We start from the raw sequence: 19,821 nt of genomic DNA, 5'->3' as shown, positions 1-19,821 counted from the left end.
GGCAGTCCTACTTAAAACTCGCTGGTCGGACAGTTTTTTGACAGGTATCTTCTGTTCCGGCAGCAGGTGCTAGCGCACACCTTCACAAGTGCGGCCACATCCTGCTTGCCGAGGCCTGCCTGAAGGGCTTGATGGAACAGGTCCTGAAGGAATGCAGGGAACTGGTTGTTCATCCCCTGTTCCCGCGCCTGCTCCATGAGCAGATTAACCGTCACCATCGACATTTCGATCGAGCTTTGTGGGCTGTCGTAGTTGGAATGCTGAATGATCTCACTCTCGTATTGCAGCACGGCGCCCATCATAGGGGAGACTTGGGCCATCATGGAGCCGAAGTCATCCACGCGAAGGCCATCCGACTCGAGGATGCGAGCGGCATGAAAGAAGCCGATATAGGAGCCGAACAGGTAGGAGAGAAACGCCAGATCTACGGAAGCCGCAGCACTAACCTGCTCCCCGTAATAGGGCACATTGCCGGCCAGAGCATGAAGGATCGGTCGGCAGGCATCGAAGGCATGCCGAGCGCCTGAGGTGAATATCGTTGCTTCCGGGCTGCCGATCTGGCCTGGTGATGCGGCGATGGCTCCATCGATATAGCTGGCTCCGTGGGAGCGAGCCCATGCTTCTTGATTCCGCGCCTGCTCTGGACTTCCCGTCGTGAGCTGAAGCAGGGTGCGATCCTGCAGACGGCTCTCCACTTCCGGCGTAGCGAGTATCTCATACGAGCTTTCATAATCCGATACACAGATGATTGAGACGCTGCTGGCGTGAATCGCGGCGGAGGCGGTTGGAGCCAATATAGCTCCTTTGCTAACCAACGGTTCAGCCTTCTCGACGGAGCGATTCCATACCGTTACGGCGTATCCCCGCTCTAGCAAGCTGTGCGCGATGGCGCCTCCCATGGCACCCAGACCGATCAATGTTACGTTATTCATCCCTTGTTCCTCCCAAATGTAATGTGTGGTATAAGTCATCAAGATTGACCTCGACAACAAGCATAAGGGATAATAGTGACAAAGAGTGGCATGATTCAGAAAATATCTAACAAGGGAGCGCTTATGCACAAAGCACAACGACTCGTCCACTTAATCATGTTGGTGAATGAACGCAGGAGATTTACGATCCAGGAGCTGGCCGACGAATGCGGGGTATCCCGGCGGACGATGATACGTGATCTGTCGGAAATAAGCGAGCTTGGTGTTCCGCTATACTCCGAGGTAGGAGCGAAGGGCGGGTATCGAGTGCTGCGGGAGAGGGTGCTGCCGCCTATCAGCTTCACAGAGCATGAGGCCTTGGCTTTGTTTTTTGCTTGCCAATCGTTGAGAAATTACAAGTCGCTGCCCTTTGAGAATGAAGTGGACGGCGCATTGCGCAAGTTCATTCATTATTTGCCCAGTGAGCTGAAGGGGAAGATCGAGCGAATGCAGCATAGACTCTCGTTCTGGGTTCCGCCGCATGAGCTTGAGGTGCCCTTTTTGCGGGAGATGCTGGAAGCGGCATTGGAGCAGCGCTTGATAAGGATAAGCTATGAAGGGGGAACGAGTCGCGAGCGTTTGATTCAGCCACTGGGCATCTACACAAGCAATGGATTATGGTATTGTCAGGCCTACTGCTTCCTTGCGGAGGATTATCGGGTATTCCGGGTTGACCGGGTAGTGGAGCTAGAGCTTGAAGTGGATCAGAGTGGCAGGCTAGATATAGCGGAGGAGAGTATTCAGACATGGATAGCTCGTGACGAGGATGACAAGCCGCTCGTACTTGAGGTTGACTTGACGCCAGAGGGTGTAAGACGATGCCAGTCCGACCTATGGCTCGCGCCAGCGATGGAACGTTATGAAGATGGTTCAGGGAAGATTCGTACCAACATGAGCCTGTCCTATACATCATGGGCCGTTCATTTTTTTCTCAGTCTGGGTACGGATGCTCATGTGCTCCAGCCTCAGCAGGTGCGGGAGCAGATGGCAGGCAAGCTGCGGGAAATGATGCTGCGCTATGCGGATAAATCACTTTTTCAACAATAATGTTGACAAAGTTAGAATCGGAGAGTACCCTTACTTTATAAAGTGAAATGTTTAATAAGTAAGCCGATGCGAGGATCGTCTTGCCTATACGCACTGTAAAATGGAGGGATGAGCTATGATTCAGGTTACCGAAGCAGCAGCAAGGAAAATAACAGAGATTATCGAGGGGGCTGACCTGCCCGGAGCGTTCTTGAGAGTAGGCATCGATGAAGGGGGCTGCAGCGGATTATCCTACTCGCTGACGGTGGATGAGCAGCTAAATACGGAAGACATCATACTAGATCAAGGTGAATTCAGCATCCGTGTGCATGAGGATCGAGTCCGGTTTGTGGAAGGGCTAGTGATCGATTATGCGGATATGGGGATGACAGGCGGCTTCGTCATGAATAATCCCAATGCGAAGGTGTCCTGTGGATGCGGAGCCAGCTTCCGCATAGCCGGCTATCGCGGCGAAGTGAAGAAGTGTGATTAGGTCGTGTCTGAACACCCGTTCAAAGTGTTCAGACACGACCTAGATTGAGAAACAAGGGAGGAGGGTTGGCAATGAAATCATTGGTCGTCTCAGATAAAGCGATTCATTCCTTCAAGCGGGACTGGGATCTGGAGAGTGGGCAGGTCAGAATCTACGGCAAATATGCCGGAGGGGCGCCCGACGCCTTCACCGTGGGCTTAAATGCTCACGCGATCCCGATCGACCCCGTGTGGGAGCATTCCATTGCAGGCATTCGCTTCTTTGTTGAGCGCACGGATGCCTGGATATTGGACAATGCCCTTCTACAGATCGATTGTGATGAGGATGGAATCACGCTCCACAAATCAGCACAGTGAATCGCCGAATCGTAGCCCCGAATATGCAGACCAGACTGTCAGGAACCTCGAGCACACGCACACGAACGGGCGCGGCGTCTTACGACCCTCCTTGCTCCTTGGGCCAGCCAAGCCCTAGTAGAGCAGAGAGGGTCTTTCGATCTTCATCAGGCGCTTGCCCTAATGCCTTGCTTCCACAGCACCCGCCTGCTTGGCCTTGGAACCCGCCGCACCACGGACAAGCGGAGGGAGAAAGGTCAAGTATAAGAAGCTAACCATCATGTTACAGAGCGCCAATGCAATGTGAAGCCAGGTAACGCTAATCCATGCTGGGAAGGCGATCGCGATCGCGCCTAGCGCCATAGAGTGGCCGAGCATCATGACAGGCTCGATGAGCGAGTTCACTCGTCCCATCTGCTGTGGAGGCACCAGCTCTGGCAGCCAGCTTCCCAGCGCAATATTAATCGGGGCGATCACAATCCCTGCTACAAGGACCAGGGTGAAGTAAATCTCCACCTGGCTTGCGGCGCCTAGCCCCGCGATAAGCAGGCTAGACAGGAATAGACCGATGAGCAGGATTGGCGTTCGCGTGAAGCGCCGGATGAGCAGCGGCCCCATGATGCTGCCTGCCAGAAAGCCGATACCCAGAAAGACCGTAATGAGCGAGGAATGGACGACGTACTGGTCAGGACTGAGCTTATATTTCATAGCGAAGATCGGAAGGACAGAGAAGACGCCGTTCACGATGCCGAAGAACAGGAAGCCGCTGATCAGCACCAGCAGCAGTCGATTGTGGGCAATATAGCGAATCCCCTCCCAGAAGTCGCCAAGCACCAGTGAGAAGCGGAGATCGCGAGCCCGGTGCCTCCCATTCGGGGTGCGGGCATGGTCCGGGAAGTCTGCCCAGGAGAGCAGCAGGCCGGATAACACGAAGCTGAACATATCGATGAGGAGCGCTCCCTCAATGCCGATGAAATGATAGGCCGTAGCCCCCAGGCTCATGCCAAACAGCATAAAAATGCTCGTGATGATCTGGTTCAGCCCGGAGGCCTGCACGTATTGCTCGGAGCCAATACTGCCCTGCAGCAGCCCCATCTCGGCCGGACCAAAAAACTTCGAGATCGCGCTGCGCAAAAACAGGATAAGAAAGCAGACGAACAACAGATCATAATGAATCACAAGCAGCAGCAGCAGCGTCAGAAAGGCGCGAATCCAGTCGCTGTAGGCGGCAATATGCTTGCGGTCGAATCGGTCGGCGATGACACCTACAAGCCAGAATACGACCAGAGTGGGCAGCGAGTACATCAGCTCCGCTAGCGTTGCATACGATGGCTGTTCACTGAACCGATCGACCATGTAATAGGCGAAGGCCATCGTGCCGACTACACTTCCAAGCTGTGAGGTAAAGGTGGCGAAGAACAGCTTGCGAAACGTTGGATTGCGAAACAATGCGTTCATTTCGTGCTCTCCTCATCTGTGGGGGTATGCAATGGTGCGGATGCTTGTACAGGTGCAGATGCTTGTACAGGTGCAGATGCTTGTACAGAAGCAGGTGCGAGTACCGGCCGTAGCAGAACGTTCAGATATGCCGTTAACGCATCGAACTGCATTGCGGTCTTGGCGTTGTGCGCTCCGACCGTGATGGCATGCGTCGTGATGCCCTCCTGATAGGAGGCTGCGAGCCTGGAGATGTCCATGACATCCCTAGTCGTAGTGAATTCTCCACGCTCAACCCCTAATTGCAGCAGCCCTGCGAATCGGGCGATTCCCGTCTCATAGCGCTTCATCAGCAATGCACGGCGCCCCTCGTCCCGTGAGCGAACCAGGAAATACTCGTAGAAGGCGGGGTGAAGTCCGGTAAGGGGGTCGTGAAGCAGCTCCTCAAGCTGCTGTGAGTAGAGGGTGGTTATGACCTCCCATATCGATGACGAGGAGTGAATGAGCTCCTCAAGATACTGTTCATACTGCTCATCTTGCAGATCAAGCAGTGCTTCGAAGATTTCCTCCTTGGTCTGGTAATACAGGTAAATCCAGCCCCGGCTCATTCCGGCCTCCTCGACGATGTCCTTCAACGTTGCCGCTCCGTAGCCCTTCTCTGCGAACACTCGCTTGGCTGCCTGAAGAATCTGCACATTTCGCTGCTCCTTCTGATGATCCGATAGCTTGGGTGACATCCTATCTACTCCTTTGATGTAAAATGAACTGCGATTCATTTAATATAAATGACACTCGGTTCATTTTGCAATCTTTTTTTGAGAGAAGTGCTGAATTGTCGTTTTTGCTTAAAAATTGAATATCCTTCCTTTTAAAATTGCTATAGTGAAACCCCTCTCTTATAGCTACAATAGAAGAGTGAAATGAAAGCGTTTTACCGCGGGAGCTCTTTCAGGTCACTTAATTAAATGTGGAGGTGTAGCATGAAAAAGAAAACATGGGTAACACTGGTAACCACCGGTATGCTCTCCTTGCTGCTGGCTGTGAGCGCATCTGCGGCTTACGTGTTCTGGGAGCCACTGACTTACTTTAATTCCGGCACGTGGCATAAGGCCAACGGCTATTCGAATGGGGGCATGTTTAATTGTACGTGGCGTGCAAACAATGTTAACTTTTCCAATGGCACCATGAAGCTCGGGTTGACGAGCTCCGCCTACAATAAATTTGATTGCGGGGAATACCGCTCCAACAATACGTATGGATATGGGCTCTATGAGGTGTCGATGAAGCCAGCGAAAAATACAGGCATTGTCTCCTCCTTCTTCACCTACACCGGCCCTTCCCATGGCACGCAATGGGATGAGATTGATATTGAGTTTCTCGGGAAGGATACGACCAAGGTGCAATTCAACTACTTCACCAATGGGGCAGGAGGCAATGAGAAGATCGTTGATCTCGGCTTTGATGCCTCACAGGGCTTCCACACCTATGCCTTTGACTGGCAGCCAGGATATATCAAATGGTATGTTGACGGGGTGCTGAAGCATACTGCAACGAGGAATATTCCTACGACACCAGGCCACATTATGATGAACATCTGGAATGGAGTAGGCGTGGATAGCTGGCTCGGCTCTTATAACGGAGCGAACCCGCTGTATGCCGAATACGATTGGGTGAAATATACGAGCAACTAGGGCGTAACTGAACACTCTGAACGGATCAGATCTGGTCGAAGACGGGTTTTCAGACACGACCTAGGCATGAGCAGCCGTACAAAGCCGTGCAAAAGCAGCCCCTGGAGGCTGCTTTTGTGTTCCTATACGCATGGAATTAAAGCGATTGCACAAATTAAAGGTAGATATTCAATATCCAACATCCTAAATAAATGCAATAAATGTTGCAATGTTAGTATGGGCAGTTATAGGATGAATTCATTATGATTGTTGTTGTAATCATATTACACGGACTGGGGGAAATGCAGTTGAACGTAACGAAAAAAAGACGGATGGGCGGCATGTTGCTGGCGTGTGTGTTGACCGTATCCGCTGTATTGAGCGGGTGTGGCACTAGCGGTTCGGGAAATGACAAGCCGAACCAGGCGACAAATACAGAGAGCGCCGGCTCGCAAGCGACGATGAAGGATGGCAAGTATGATCCGCCCATTACACTCACGTATCTGAGACCATGGGGGCCGGATGTAAAGTTCAAGTCCGGTGAGGACCAGAACAATAACGTTCATGTGCAATGGGCGAAGGACAAGCTGGGTATTGAGCTGAAGAATCAGTGGATTTCTCCATCCACGAACAATGCATTTGAGAACAAGCTGCGCTTGTCGCTGGCTTCCAATGCGGAGATGCCTGACGTTATCGCTTATCGTGGCGATTTCAATCTGGTACGCGAGCTAATCGAATCCGGCAAGTTTGTAGACGGGGGCGAGCTGTTCGACAAATATGCCAGCGATACATGGAAAGCGGCTATGAATGAGGACCCTACAGTATGGTATCCGAATATGCAGGATGGCAAGCGGATCGGAATTCCGATTCTTGACTATTCCTACAACGGCGACCCTGTCATGTGGATTCGCGAGGACTGGATGAAGAAGTTCAACTTCGAAGCACCGAAGACGCTGGCGGATCTGGAGAAGATTATGGAGGCCTTCACGAATCAGGATCCTGATGGCAACGGCAAGAAGGACACATTTGGTCTGGCGATTGGCTTCAAGAACTTCCTTAACACCTGGATGTCCGATACCGGCTGGGTATTCGGCGCTTATGGCACGATGCCGAACCAGTGGAACAAAACTGCTGATGGACAGCTTGAGTACGGCTCGGTAAGCGAGGGTGCGAAGCAGGCGCTGGGCACACTGCAGAACTGGATGAGCAAGGGCTATATCTCTGCAGAAGCAGGCGTATATGACGAAGCGAAAGCGTCAGAGGACTTCACCGCTGGCCGTGCGGGAATTGTTGTAGGACCGTACTGGATGCCGGCATGGCCTCTGGAGGATGTGAAGAAGAATAACCCGGAAGCGGAGTACAAGGCGTATCCGATCCCTGCCGGTCCGAATGCACAAGCAGGCCGTCGCGGCACGGCTAACGGCAACGGTGTCATTCTAATCAACAAGGATATGAAAAACCCGGAAGCCTTCTTTAAATATCAGAACTACCTGTTCGACAATTTTGCCAATCCGCAGGCAGGCGGCGAGTTCGAGCACGGCCTGGCTGAAGGCTACGACTGGGTGATGGTTGATGGCAAGCCGACAACAGATGCAGCGCATACGGGCGGCTTCGCACCTGAGAAGTACACGATTACCTTTGACGGCGCGCGTATTCCAAGCTTGAATATGACATCGCTGGAGAAGCTTGCCCGTGGCGAAGAGCCTACGACTCCATTCGAGATCAAGCTGGCGAACAGTGTGCCGAAGCCGATGATCGAGGCGTCACAGATCGTTATGGCTCAGAAGGATATTGTCATTGCAAGCATGTTCACCGGTGCTCCGACAGCAACGATGCAGATGAATAACGATATTTTGGACAAGATGGAGAAGGACACCTTCTCACAGATTATTTACGGCAAAGCACCGCTTGATTCGTTCGATGCCTTTGTAGAGAAATGGAAATCCGCAGGCGGAGACCAGATCACGAAGGAAGTTAACGAGTGGTATCAATCGGTAAGCGGCAAATAAACCGTACACACACCATAACAGCAGGCGCTTCTAGAGACATCATGTCCTTGAAGCGCCTGCTGTTTGGTTTGGCAGCGAAGTATGCGTGGTATCACCTGAGCCTACACGGGCAAGCTGTCGCGATATTCCTGCGGCGTCATGTCATAGAACTTCTTGAATACGCGAATGAAGTAGGCCGTGTTGTTGTAGCCGATCAACTCGGCGATCTCGAATACCTTCGCAGCAGAGGTTCGCAGGAAGAAGGCAGCCTTCTCCATCCGCAAGCGATACACATAAGCGGTTAGCGCCTCGCCTGTCTCGGCCTTATACACCTTGGACAGATAGACCGGATGCAGATGCACATGATCGGCGATGGCAGGCAACGAGACATCGCCAGCGAGATTGCGGTCGACGAAGCTCTTGACACTGCGGACGATCGTGCTATGGTTGTCCTTCAGCTCCTGCTCGGTATCCTCCTGAATATGATGGAGGGTACGAATCGACCAATCCAGCAGTTGCTGTGCCGTTGTGTAGCTGGGCGCCTGGAAGTAACGGTAGGACTCGCCTGGGAGCACTGCGGACAATTGCTTGCCGTTTTTATGAATGATGTAGGCGAACACGCCGGCCAGCACATGGTAGACTTCGATCATCTGCTCGGCAATATCATGATGCTCGTTCGAATGCAGCAATTCCTCGAAGATGTGCCGGATTTTTTTCTCCACATCGTCAAAGCGGCCCGCATCGAGCAGGCTCAGCAGTGTTGGCGGCTCATAGAGCGAGCGAATGGTATGTGTCGGCTCGTCCTCCGGCTCATCGGAGGCTGTCACGAACAAGCCTTGCCCCTGTCCCATTTTTTTGCGCATCGACCAGACCGCACGATCGTAGACCTCCCGAATCTGATGGGGGAATCGCCCCCAGCTCCCCACCATCACCGAGATGGCTCCCTTCAGATAGAGCTGGACATTGGTCTGGATCTGGGCAGCATATTGCTCCAGCAGTGTCTTCGTAGGATTGCCCTTGCCAGTAGGTCGCGCCAGCACGATGATGTAATCATGAGCATCCCGCGTGTGCCAGGTATAGAAATGCGGCTGCATCACCTCGCATACAATATTGCAGATGGCATATTCCATCAGCGCCATGTCCTTGTCAGCCATCTCGGATAGATGCTCCTCCATACGGATCATGAGCATGCCGAATGAATCGCCTTCGGCATAAGGCAGCTCCAGCAGCCTCAGCTTGTCCGCGAGGGCGGACTCGGAATAGGTTTTGCCCGTTAGCAGCTTGTTCAGCATGGTAGAGCGAAGCAACGGCAGGTTTTCCTGCAGCGTGTACATCGCCTTCTGATAGGAGGCCGCCGTCTCCCACTTCTCCTGAATGCGTCTGACGAGGCGTGTAACCGAATCGATCACATCCTCATCGCGAACCGGCTTGAGCAGATACTCAAAGGTCCCCTGGGTGATGGCCTGCTTCGCATACTCGAAGTCTGCATAGCCGGAGAGCAGGATCGTCTGCACATGCGGCCATCGCTCCCGAATCGCGGTAATCAGGTTAATCCCGGACATACCGGGCATTCGTATATCTGTCATGACGATGTCGATCGCATGGTTCTCCATCACCTGCAGCGCCATCGTCCCGGACAGCGCCTCATGGACAGCGCCGATCCCGCATTCCTCCCACGGAATCGTCTCGGCCAGTGTCTCCACGACAGAGCGTTCATCGTCAACGATTAATAATTGCAGCATTTCATTCACCTACTCCTTGGTATTATCTTGCCATGTGACGGCGACTTTGACGCCGCCCAGCGAGGACTGGCTATACGTAAGACCCGATTCCTCGCCAAACAGATAGCTCATCCGTTGATGGACATTCCAGGTTCCGCAGCCCATATTCTCATCCAGAGGCTTGCGCAGCTTGAACCTCATCTGCTCCAGTTGCTCCCGGGACATGCCGACACCGCTATCCTCGATATAGATCGTATAGCTGTTGTCCTGGCACTCCGCATAGATCCGGAGCTGGCCGTCCTCCTCCTTCGGCTCCAGGCCATGCAGGATCGCATTCTCTACGATCGGCTGCAGGGTGAGCCGTGGAATCGTCTTATCCAATAGCTCATCGGGAACCTCAATCGAGAAATTCAACCGCTCCAGGCGAAGCGACTGAATCTCCAGGTAATTCGTGATCAGCTTCAACTCCTCGCGCACCGTCGCACAATCATTCTCCGATCGCGTAATATAGCGGAAATATTCGCCCAGATTCAGTGCCATGGCGACGACCGCCTGCTCATTTTTCAAGCGGGCCATATTTTTAATATAGAACAGACAGTTATAGAGAAAATGCGGATTAATCTGCGATTGCAACTGCTTCAGCGTCGCCTCGCGTCGCCTTAGCTTCTCCTCGTATACATTCTCGATCAGCTCCTGGATGCGCTGAGCCATGATGTTGAAGCGGACGAACACCAGATTGAACTCCTTGCTCGCCGAATAGTTCAGGCGCACGGAGAAATCTCCTGTAGACAGGCGGTTGGTTCCCCGTACAAGCTGCAGCAGCGGAAGCTGGACGCTGCGATATAGCGCGAACAGCACAATCGCACTCATGACGACGAGAACAGCGACAGACGCATAGAACAGATTGCGACTGCTCGTAATCGGCTTGAGTATCTGCTGCATCGGCACATAGTCCACATAATACCAATCCAGGCTGCCTGACTTGATATAGGATACGAAGTATTCCGTCGAGCCCACCTTGGCGCGGAAGCCGCCCTTGTCGTCCAATCGCTCCAGTTGCAGTTGCTCGGTTAACCGGGTGGTCAACGCCGCATCGGCCGTGCTGTTGCTGATTAACCCAAGCTTCGGATGAAACAGAAAAGGGTCGCCGTTATTGTTCAGCTTGTTCTGATCAAGCAGCGTCGTCAGATGCTTTACCGGAAAGCTGATGCGAGTAATGAGACGAGCCTTGGTCGGGTCGCTCATCGCTGTTGTTGGCTCAGTAGTGTACCAGACGAAGCTGTCATCGTCATAGAACCATGATTTGGAGAATGGCTGGATGAACTCGTCGTCCCGGTAGGGGATTGACGTGTAATAATCGTTGGAAAGTACTTTATTCATCCGCGGAAAAAACAACGTGATTGTAGAATGCCACTTGCTGGCTGCATTGTAAAGGTTCATCTTTTCCAATATGGCGCTGCTTAACCGGGCACGCTCATACGGACTATCCTTGTAATCAGGGCGTTGATATTCCTGAATGCTGGAATCCTGCCCGATCGTCATGCCATAGAGCGACAGTTGATACAAATTCGACTCCACCGACTCAGAGAAGGTCAGGAGGCGATTCGTCGTATTGGTCTGAATCTCCTGCTCGATGACACGGACACTCTCCAGATTGGAGTAGGTGTACAGAGACAGTACGAACAGAAGCAGCAGCACGAACAACAGCGAAATTTTCGTAAACACATTGAGGCGGGTAAGCACAGTGAAACCTCCAAATCTCGTTAAAATATCAATATCGTTGTTGCAATATTAGGATATAGATCGCTAATCGCCGTTGATATAATCATACTATACAAGGTCTGAACGGCCTAGAAAAGACAAATTTCAAGGACATGGAGGATGTTGGGGTGAAAGGTCATAGTGTAGAACAAAAGAGCAACCCTAGACGATCTCTTGCTGCCAAACAGCGCTGGAACATTCGTCGCAACTGGCCGTTGCACATGATGCTTATTCCGGCAGTCGTACTGGCGATTGTGTTTCAGTATGTGCCGATGGCTGGTATCGTCATTGCTTTTCAGGATTTCAAGCCGTATCTAGGCTTCACGGGGTCCAAATGGGTGGGACTGGACAACTTCCGTTTCTTGTTTCTGTACCCGGATGTAGGTCAGGTGATCTGGAATACACTCGTCATTGCAGGCTTCAAAATTGTAGCCGGGCTGGTCGCGCCATTAACCTTTGCCGTGCTGCTCAATGAGGTGCGTCTGATGGTATTCAAGCGTGTAACCCAGACGCTGGTGTACCTGCCTCACTTTATGTCATGGGTTATTCTCGGGGGCATCCTGCTCGATATTCTCTCTCCGCAGGGCGGCCTGGTCAATCAGCTTATCGTGGCGTTTGGCGGACAACCGATCTTCTTCCTCGGTGACGGAACCTGGTTCCGGGTGACGCTGATTGTCAGCGACGTGTGGAAGGAATTCGGCTTCGGAACGATCGTGTTCCTGGCTTCCCTGTCTGCCATCAATCCGGCGCTGTATGAAGCGGCTGAGGTGGACGGCGCTAATCGCTTGAAGCAGACACTGCACATCACACTGCCGGCGCTCATGCCGATTACGATTGTACTGATGACACTCTCGCTTGGCAATATTCTGAATGCAGGCTTCGACCAGGTGTTCAATCTGTACAATTCACTCGTATACGATAAGGGCGACATTATTGATACCTTCGTCTACCGGATGGGGATTCAGAATGGCAAGATGAGCTTTGCAACGACGGTCGGACTGTTCAAGTCCATCGTGGGCACAGTTCTAATCATTACCTCGTACAGGCTTGCCTACAAGCTGGCTAATTACCGGGTGTTCTAGGAAGGAGATATTCACGTGTATTACAAATCCAAGGGATATAAATTGTTCAGCATCGCGAACTATATTTTTCTCGGCTTGCTGTCTCTGCTCTGTATTTTGCCGCTTGTCCACATATTGGCGGTCTCGTTCAGCAGCATGGCGCCAGCCTCTGCGAATCTGGTCGGCTTCTGGCCGATCGGGTTCACAACAGATGCCTATGTGAAGACATTCGGCAATTCCAACTTTCTGAATTCACTCATGATTTCTGCCCAGCGTACCATTCTGGCTACGGTGATCGGGATGGCGATCGTGCTCGTTACCGCCTTCCCCTTATCGAAGGAGGATAGCATGTTCAAGGGGCGTTCCATCTATACCTGGTTTTTTGTATTCACCATCCTGTTCAGCGGGGGCTTGATTCCGAGCTACATCCTGATTCAGAAGATCGGCCTGATGGACACCATCTGGGCGCTGATCCTCCCCGGAGCCCTGTCGGTATGGAACGTCATCTTGATGATGAATTTCTTCCGCGGTCTGCCTAAGGAGCTGGAGGAGGCGTCCTATCTGGACGGAGCCGGACAGTTCAAAACCTTAGTGCTGGTTTTCATCCCGCTGTCGCTGCCGGCGATTGCGACGCTGTCCCTGTTCACCATGGTGTACCATTGGAACTCCTGGTTTGACGGGATGATCTATATGTCGGACATCAAGGATTACCCGCTGGCTTCGCTGCTTCAGACGATTATCGTTCAGCAGGATTTGAGCAAGATCAATGTAGATCCGAGCATGCTGGAGAACATCTCGCAGCGCACGGTGCGGGCAGCGCAGATCTTTATTGGCGCGCTTCCGATTTTGCTCGTGTACCCATTTTTACAGCGTTTCTTTGTGAAGGGCCTAGTTATTGGTGCAGTAAAAGGATAAGCATGCAAGCATTCGGATGATAGGAATCCTAGGGGGAGAAGACATTGAAGAAATGGTTATCGATGTTAGTGGCAGGTTGTATGACGGTAACGCTGATGAGTCCGATGATCAGCGCAGCCGAGGACGGCCAGGGACGAATGGATTCCGATGAACAGGAGAGCAGCCTGACGGCTGCTACTCTGTTCAAGGATTTGTCCGGGCATTGGTCGCAATCCGCAGTCGCGCAAATGAAAGCGCTCGAATTAATGAATGGCTACGGAGATCAGCAATTCAAGCCGAACCGTACCATTACCCGCGCCGAGCTGGTGGTGGTGCTCGATCGGGCATTCGACTTCGCAGGTGAAGGCAGGGCGACGTTCGCCGATGTGGCGGATCGTGATTGGTATTACTCCGCGCTGATGCGTGCTAATGGCTCAGGAATTATTCAGGGAACGAATGACGGGCATCTGTCGCCGGAGCAGCCCGTGAGCAGAGAGGACGCTGCGGTGATGATTGACCGCGCATTTGGACTGTCGGGGGAGCAGGAGGATGAATCCGGGCTCAAGAAGTTCAGTGATCAGGACAGCATCTCGCCGTATGCAACGAAAGCGCTTGCCTATCTGGTGAATGAACAGGTGCTCCGAGGCTACAATGGCAAATTGCAGCCGAAGGCGCCAATCACGCGCGCGGAGATCGCTGTGCTGCTGTCCTCGATGATTGCCGATATTGTGACCGATCCTGCTCAACAAGTACATAACAAGGTCAAGGGCAATGTCATTATCCGCAGCAATGAGGCGGCGCTCAAGGGCATCGAGGTTGATGGCAATCTGGTGCTGGCCGAGGGCATCCGTGACGGCTCGATCCAGCTCGAAGGGGTGAGCGTAACCGGGAATGTCCTGATCAAGGGCGGTCGTACCGTGAATATCACCGGCTCGAAGCTGAATCAGGTGACGCTGGACAAGCAGGGAACGCCTGCGAAGCTGGTGGTTGCAGACGAGAGCAAGCTGAGCGCCTTGACGGTGCTGCAGCAGGCCGACATCGAGCTATCTGCGAACAGCAGCGCAGGCACGGTGAGACTGACCGGGGGAGCGGAGGGCTCGACGCTGGTTGCCAAGGGTTCCATCACAGAGCTGATCGTGGAGGCGGATAACGTCGTGGTTAATGGCAAGGAAGCGTCGTCTGGATCACATACGTCCATTCAGCCTGAGGGAGACAAGGCCCCTGCTGTGTCGGGCGGCTCGGTCTACGTGCCTGCAACTGGCGGTGACAAGCCTGTAGCTGCAACGACGATACCGGACAATCAATGGGAGCTCGTCTGGAAGGATGAGTTCAACGGGACACAGGTCGACAGCTCCAAGTGGAGTGTCATGGATACCGGGCTGGTGTACAACAACGAGCTGCAATACTATAGCCCGAACAATGTCAGCATCGTCAAGGATCAGCAGCGAAGCGTCCTGCAGATCGAGGCGAAGCGGGGCGGCAAGGAGGGCGAGGATTATACCTCTGGCAAATTAATCTCGATGGGCAAGGGCGACTGGACATACGGCAAGGTTGTCGTGCGCGCGAAGCTGCCTATTCAGCAGGGCATGTGGCCAGCTATCTGGATGATGCCGACGGATGAGGCGCATTATGGCGGCTGGCCGGCATCGGGCGAGATCGATATTATGGAGCTGATTGGTGGCGAGCAGGGCAAGGGTCGCATCTACAGCACCATTCATTACGACAGCATCCAGCCTGACGGCTCGCATGGTCATGAACAGGGCAGCACGACGCTGGCGAATGGCAAGAGCTTTGCCGATGAATATCATGATTTTCAGGTGGAATGGCTGCCGGGCGTGATTCGTTTCTACGTCGATGGCAAGCTGCATCATGAGGTGACCGATTGGCAGACGAAGGCGATCGGACAGCCGGAATACTACACCTATCCAGCGCCGTTCGACCGCCCGTTCTATCTGATTCTGAATCTGGCAGTAGGCGGCGACTGGCCGGGCTCGCCGAACCCGGACTTCGAATCGGAGACGATGAAGGTTGACTTCGTTCGGGTCTACGCCTACAAGAATCTGAAGGATTGGCCGGATGTGACGAACAACCCGCCGAAGCCGGTGCAGCAGCGCGAGCCGCAAGCAGACGGCAATCAGATCTACAACCATACCTTCACTGGAAAAGTGGGAGCTGACGGCGTGCCTAGCCAGTGGCAATTGCTTACGAACGCCGACGGGGCAGGCTCGGTGGAGATAGTGGATGACAAGGATAAGGGCAAGGCGGCCAGAATATCCATCACAAACCAGGGGACGCAGAACTATTCGGTACAGCTCACACAGATGCCGATGTACATGCTCAAAAACAGGAAGTACAAGGTGACCTTCGATGCGAAGGCCTCGGCCAACCGCAACATCATGTCCAAGGTCAATCAGTTCCAGAAGGATTGGAAAAACTACTCGGGCGAGCAAAACTTCGCGCTGACAACCGAGTGGAAGTCCTACGAGTACACGTTCAATATGCGGGCCGGCTCGGATAATAATGCCCGGTTCGAGTTTAACCTGGGATTGAACACCGATACAGTATACCTGGCCAATGTGCGCCTGGTTGACATCGGAGAGGCAGATTCGCTCGTTGTGGAGCGGAAGGCGCTGCCTGATGGCAATCTGATCTACAATGGCACATTCGACCAAGGGAAGCAGCGTCTGGGCTTCTGGACGAGCCGCATCGCACAGGACGCAGCAGCCAGCGTGAGCGTCAACAACTTCCTCAAGTTCCCGATCATGGAGCGCCAGTTGGTGGTTCACGTCACGGACACGAACGGTGCGCCAGACCAGGTGGCTGTGGTGCAGCCAGACGTTCCGCTGGAGGCTAATACGACCTACGGCTTCTCCTTCGATGCCAAGGCGGATGCGCCACGGAGCATGGAGCTGGATGTTGTCAGCAGCGAGGAAAATCTAATTAAAGTCATTAAAGGTAAAGAATTCAATCTAGGAACGGAAATGCGCAGCTTTACTGGAGAAATCACGGTCGGTGATGGTGCCATGGCGCTGGAGTCGGAGCTGAGACTGCTATTTGGCGGAGAGAAGGGAACGGTATATGTCGATAATGTTCGTCTGGTGAAGCGCGGACATCCGATCTCTGTTGACGGATATGCCCATGTAGCGGCGACGGATGCCTGGACGATGCAGGGCTTGCAGGTCGAGGCGTCCAGTGAAGGCGGCAAGCACGTCGGCTATATGGACGAAGGCGATCTGCTGCAATATAAGCTTGACGTGGCACGGGATGCGCAATACATGCTGTCCGCTCGTATGGCGAGCGGCAAGACCAGCTCGACCGTCCGGTTCAGCATGAAGGACGAGCAAGGTCAGACTGTCGTACAGTCAGTGCTCAACCTGGGCGACACCGGAGGCTGGCAGACGTACAAGACCGTATATTTCCCGGCAGCGCTATTGAAGGCGGGTCATAGCTACTATGTTGACTTTGAGGGTATTGACTACAACACACTATGGGTCGACATCTCCGAGAACAAGCTTCAAAATGCCGGCTTTGTCTCCGATCTGGCGCCATGGGCACTGATTCCGGGCAGCCTGCAAGCCGCGCGCTCCGAGCAAGGGGAGCTGCAGATCAGCCTGCCTGAGAAGCAGACGAAGGAAGAGTGGTGGGACAGCCTGCTCCAGCAGGGCAATCTCGGGTTGGAGGCAGGCAAGCACTATCGTCTGGAATTCGATGCCTATGCGTCGGCGGCCCGCTCGCTGCATGTCGCGGTGTCACAGAGCAGCGGCCAGTACACGAAGTATCTGGATCAGCAGCTTCAACTGAGCAAGGACAAGCAGCGTTATTCCTACACCTTCGGCATGGGGAATGAATCGGATGCTGCGGCGGTGCTGGCCATCGGCTTGGGTCAAGGCGAGGAGGCATTAGCCGCTCATACGGTTGCGCTGGACAAGATCACGCTGTTCGAGGTCAATCCGAGCGCAGATCAGGGTGGACAGCCCGTCCATGTGAATCTGATTGCTAACGGTAGCTTTGTCAAAGGAACGGAGGGCTGGTTCAGCTATGTGGCTGGCAATGACCAGAGCCAGCTCAAGATGAACGTTGTGAATGGGCAGCTTCAAGTTAATGTTGGAGATGCAGGGAACAATCCATGGGATCGCCAAGTCATCTATGAGGGCTTTGCGATGAAGCAAGGCTCAAGCTACAAGGTAACCTTCAAGGCGAAGGCGGACAAAGCGAGGAAGCTGGGGCTGGGCATCGGCTGGGTGGATGCAGCAGCCAACTATGAATATCACGGTTACTATGGCGCACAGGTGGATCTGACCGAAGAGGAGCAGGTCTTCACCTTCACGTTCGATGTGACCGCAGACAGCTATCCGAATACACGACTGGCCTTCGATCTGGGGAACATCACGGGAGCCGCCGACGGTCAGACCGTGGTGACGCTATCTGATGTGAGCCTGATCCATCTTGGGCCTGCCCAATAAATATTCACTTGCCGCGGTAATATGATGGGCGTGCCCGTTGCCGCGGCGGGAGCAATGAACATGCGAAAGGTTCTTCCCGCCTGCATCCAGACATCTTGGTGCAGGCAGCGGGAAGAACCTTTCGTGCGTGAGCGTATCTACAGCTCAGGCGAACGAACGACTTGTTCATGCAGTATAGGTGTGGACAGGCGATGAATGATGCCGATGATCGGGTATGAAGAGACGCTCTAACTGACCTTCACGTGACTTGACCCGCCATGGTCATGACCGGGTAGCAGCTCGGCTACAGCCTCCACGGTTTGTACATGCCCTTTATTCAGAATCATGCCTTCATCGGACAGCACATAGCAAAAGGGGAAGGAGTAGGTCGCGAAATTACTCATCTGATGCATCTCGATCCGGTGAATCGGAATGCGCAGCTCATGCTCATCGCGGATCTGATCGATTTCATGCTCCGTTCCAATCATAATGGCAGCCACCTGATAATCCTGAAAGGTCTCGGCAATCTCATTCATATTGGGATATAGCTCGGCACAACTGCTGCAGCCATACACACTAAGCATAAGAATGGTACCCTGAGCCTGGACAGGATAGAGCCGAATCGGTTGGTCGGCGATATCGACCAGATGATCCACAGGGAAAACAAGGTTAAGAGGAAGTGAATTTTTTCGCTGTGGTTCCTGTTGAGGTGCGGATTGAGAGCTGCGCTCCTGCAGCTTACGATACAAGTATAGGGAATTAACTAATAGTACGATAATGAAAAACCATTCCAGAAGTGTGGACAATTGGGCATAATTGATCATCGTGGCATCCTCCGTTTATTCCGGCTTAGAAAACAAGACTCTTATATTCCCGTAGAGAGCAATAATAGCTAGGCTTTGAAGGACGCTAAGCGCGATCGGGTAGACAGATACCTGATTGTCGGCGCTGTAGCCTGATCCCATGATAACGACGAGCACTGTCAGGGCAATGAGGACAAGTGCGCGATGGATCGTGTGATTCCCCAGGTTTTCCGGGATTAAGCTGCCAAAGCAGTTGCAGGTGATTGTTCCCGGCAACTTCTTGGAGCGCATCGCCACCCCGATAAAACAGAGCGACAGCAGCACGATGAGCAAGGAGCCTCCAAGGTATGTTGCATCAAAAAACATAAGAATGCCGGATAGCATCTCGATGGCAATGACACCCGACACCGTAAATGCCGCATTCATCACGACCAGATTCAGTTGCCTGACCGTTAATTGGAACGAGTTGAACGATAGAAGCTTGAGCACGGCTGTTGCTATCATCATGGTCCCCAGAAAAATGCGAATAAAATAGAAGATGTCCACTACTATTCCCTCCGTTTGCTTCATGCCTTCTTTAATTCTCTTATCTAATACAACACATTTATCTGGGAAATATCACAAAAATTAAAAAATATTTTATTTGTGATGATTTGTATTTTCAGGTGTTTAGAGAATAGAGCTGAAGCAAAAGTTCTCGCAATCAATAAAAGGAGGAATATTATACAATGGCAGATAGAAGAACATGCACGTACTATACGAACTGTGAGAGAGATTCCAGCGATCCGAGCTACAGATATTGCGATTATGCCCAATACACTTGTTGTGGATGTAGTAACCCAGACAGTAGCAATGGATACTTGGTTGTAGCAGGTCGGAACCGCTTTGCCTTTAGCGGTCCTACCACCGTTTGTTACACAGGATCTTGCTAATTTAGTTCACAGCATTTCTATATAACGATTCATTCGATCATCTAAAACCAATTGCGAGAACATCAGCTTTAGGAGCTGATAAACGATGCGTTTATCAGCTTCTTCCCATGTTCTTCAATGCTTAGGAGACTGAATCATGGAAAAGGTCCAGCGGTTGCAATTTATTGGTGTTAACCTGTATCGATTAATGAGGCTCTGTTGGAGAGTTAGTCCAATAGAAGTGACTATAATGATGTTAATCCGCCTCTTCCAGGGCATTGTCCCTGGCATACAACTCGTCTTGACGA

At 52.6% G+C, this 19,821-nt stretch carries 15 protein-coding genes; 8 read left to right on the top strand and 7 right to left on the bottom strand.

Going from position 1 to position 19,821, the window contains the following annotated elements; genetic code table 11:
- Positions 1-11: 11 nt before the first annotated feature.
- A complete protein-coding gene (locus ACY1JZ_RS16025) occupies positions 12-932 on the bottom strand; it encodes an NAD(P)-dependent oxidoreductase (protein ID WP_462630087.1) in 921 nt (306 codons plus the stop codon).
- Positions 933-1,055: 123 nt separating this feature from the next.
- On the opposite strand from ACY1JZ_RS16025, the gene ACY1JZ_RS16020 reads away from it, so the two are divergent.
- From ACY1JZ_RS16020 to ACY1JZ_RS16010, 3 genes are all read left to right on the top strand, one after another.
- A complete protein-coding gene (locus ACY1JZ_RS16020) occupies positions 1,056-2,018 on the top strand; it encodes a helix-turn-helix transcriptional regulator (protein ID WP_462630085.1) in 963 nt (320 codons plus the stop codon).
- A gap of 115 nt (positions 2,019-2,133) precedes the next feature.
- Positions 2,134-2,490 (top strand): HesB/IscA family protein, encoded by a 357-nt coding sequence (locus tag ACY1JZ_RS16015; protein WP_462630084.1) that lies wholly within the window; start codon positions 2,134-2,136, stop codon positions 2,488-2,490.
- A 71-nt stretch (positions 2,491-2,561) separates the two neighbouring features.
- Positions 2,562-2,846, top strand: coding sequence for a HesB/YadR/YfhF family protein (locus tag ACY1JZ_RS16010; RefSeq protein ID WP_462630083.1), 285 nt, complete (start codon positions 2,562-2,564; stop codon positions 2,844-2,846).
- A gap of 159 nt (positions 2,847-3,005) precedes the next feature.
- On the opposite strand, the gene ACY1JZ_RS16005 is transcribed toward ACY1JZ_RS16010, so the two are convergent.
- Positions 3,006-4,283, bottom strand: a complete 1,278-nt coding sequence (locus ACY1JZ_RS16005; protein ID WP_462630082.1) for an MFS transporter — start codon at positions 4,281-4,283, stop codon at positions 3,006-3,008.
- Positions 4,280-4,999 carry a TetR/AcrR family transcriptional regulator gene (locus tag ACY1JZ_RS16000; RefSeq protein ID WP_462630081.1) on the bottom strand — a complete coding sequence of 240 codons (720 nt, stop codon included), beginning with the start codon at positions 4,997-4,999 and terminating at the stop codon, positions 4,280-4,282. The genes ACY1JZ_RS16005 and ACY1JZ_RS16000 overlap by 4 nt, the downstream gene beginning before the upstream one ends.
- Positions 5,000-5,242: 243 nt before the next feature.
- Here ACY1JZ_RS16000 and bglS point away from each other — a divergent pair, with 243 nt between their 5' ends.
- Positions 5,243-5,953 carry a beta-glucanase gene (gene bglS / locus ACY1JZ_RS15995; RefSeq protein ID WP_462630079.1) on the top strand — a complete coding sequence of 237 codons (711 nt, stop codon included), beginning with the start codon at positions 5,243-5,245 and terminating at the stop codon, positions 5,951-5,953.
- Between the two features lie 242 nt (positions 5,954-6,195).
- Positions 6,196-7,941, top strand: a complete 1,746-nt coding sequence (locus tag ACY1JZ_RS15990; protein ID WP_462630078.1) for an extracellular solute-binding protein — start codon at positions 6,196-6,198, stop codon at positions 7,939-7,941.
- Between the two features lie 101 nt (positions 7,942-8,042).
- On the opposite strand, the gene ACY1JZ_RS15985 is transcribed toward ACY1JZ_RS15990, so the two are convergent.
- A complete protein-coding gene (locus ACY1JZ_RS15985) occupies positions 8,043-9,662 on the bottom strand; it encodes a response regulator (protein WP_462630076.1) in 1,620 nt (539 codons plus the stop codon).
- A gap of 9 nt (positions 9,663-9,671) precedes the next feature.
- A complete protein-coding gene (locus ACY1JZ_RS15980; RefSeq protein WP_462630075.1) occupies positions 9,672-11,384 on the bottom strand; it encodes a sensor histidine kinase in 1,713 nt (570 codons plus the stop codon).
- A 131-nt stretch (positions 11,385-11,515) separates the two neighbouring features.
- On the opposite strand from ACY1JZ_RS15980, the gene ACY1JZ_RS15975 reads away from it, so the two are divergent.
- The 3 genes from ACY1JZ_RS15975 to ACY1JZ_RS15965 are packed head-to-tail and all read left to right on the top strand — an operon-like array spanning position 11,516 to position 17,820.
- On the top strand, positions 11,516-12,484 hold the full coding sequence (locus tag ACY1JZ_RS15975; RefSeq protein WP_442954875.1) for an ABC transporter permease: 969 nt from the start codon (positions 11,516-11,518) through the stop codon (positions 12,482-12,484).
- Positions 12,485-12,499: 15 nt separating this feature from the next.
- Positions 12,500-13,378 carry a carbohydrate ABC transporter permease gene (locus tag ACY1JZ_RS15970; RefSeq protein ID WP_270169881.1) on the top strand — a complete coding sequence of 293 codons (879 nt, stop codon included), beginning with the start codon at positions 12,500-12,502 and terminating at the stop codon, positions 13,376-13,378.
- Positions 13,379-13,422: 44 nt separating this feature from the next.
- Positions 13,423-17,820, top strand: coding sequence for a carbohydrate binding domain-containing protein (locus ACY1JZ_RS15965; protein ID WP_462630073.1), 4,398 nt, complete (start codon positions 13,423-13,425; stop codon positions 17,818-17,820).
- Positions 17,821-18,047: 227 nt separating this feature from the next.
- Here ACY1JZ_RS15965 and ACY1JZ_RS15960 read toward each other — a convergent pair whose 3' ends face one another.
- Complete coding sequence (locus ACY1JZ_RS15960; protein ID WP_270169883.1) at positions 18,048-18,623, bottom strand: hypothetical protein; 576 nt, start codon at positions 18,621-18,623, stop codon at positions 18,048-18,050.
- A 15-nt stretch (positions 18,624-18,638) separates the two neighbouring features.
- Entirely contained in the window at positions 18,639-19,172 is a 534-nt protein-coding gene (locus tag ACY1JZ_RS15955) for a MauE/DoxX family redox-associated membrane protein (RefSeq protein ID WP_462630072.1), read from the bottom strand.
- Positions 19,173-19,821 lie beyond the last annotated feature (649 nt).

The sequence above is a fragment of the Paenibacillus sp. J5 genome, assembly GCF_054955055.1.
The sequence above is the reverse complement of the archived record's forward strand: the minus strand, read 5'-3'. Positions and strand labels throughout refer to the sequence as shown.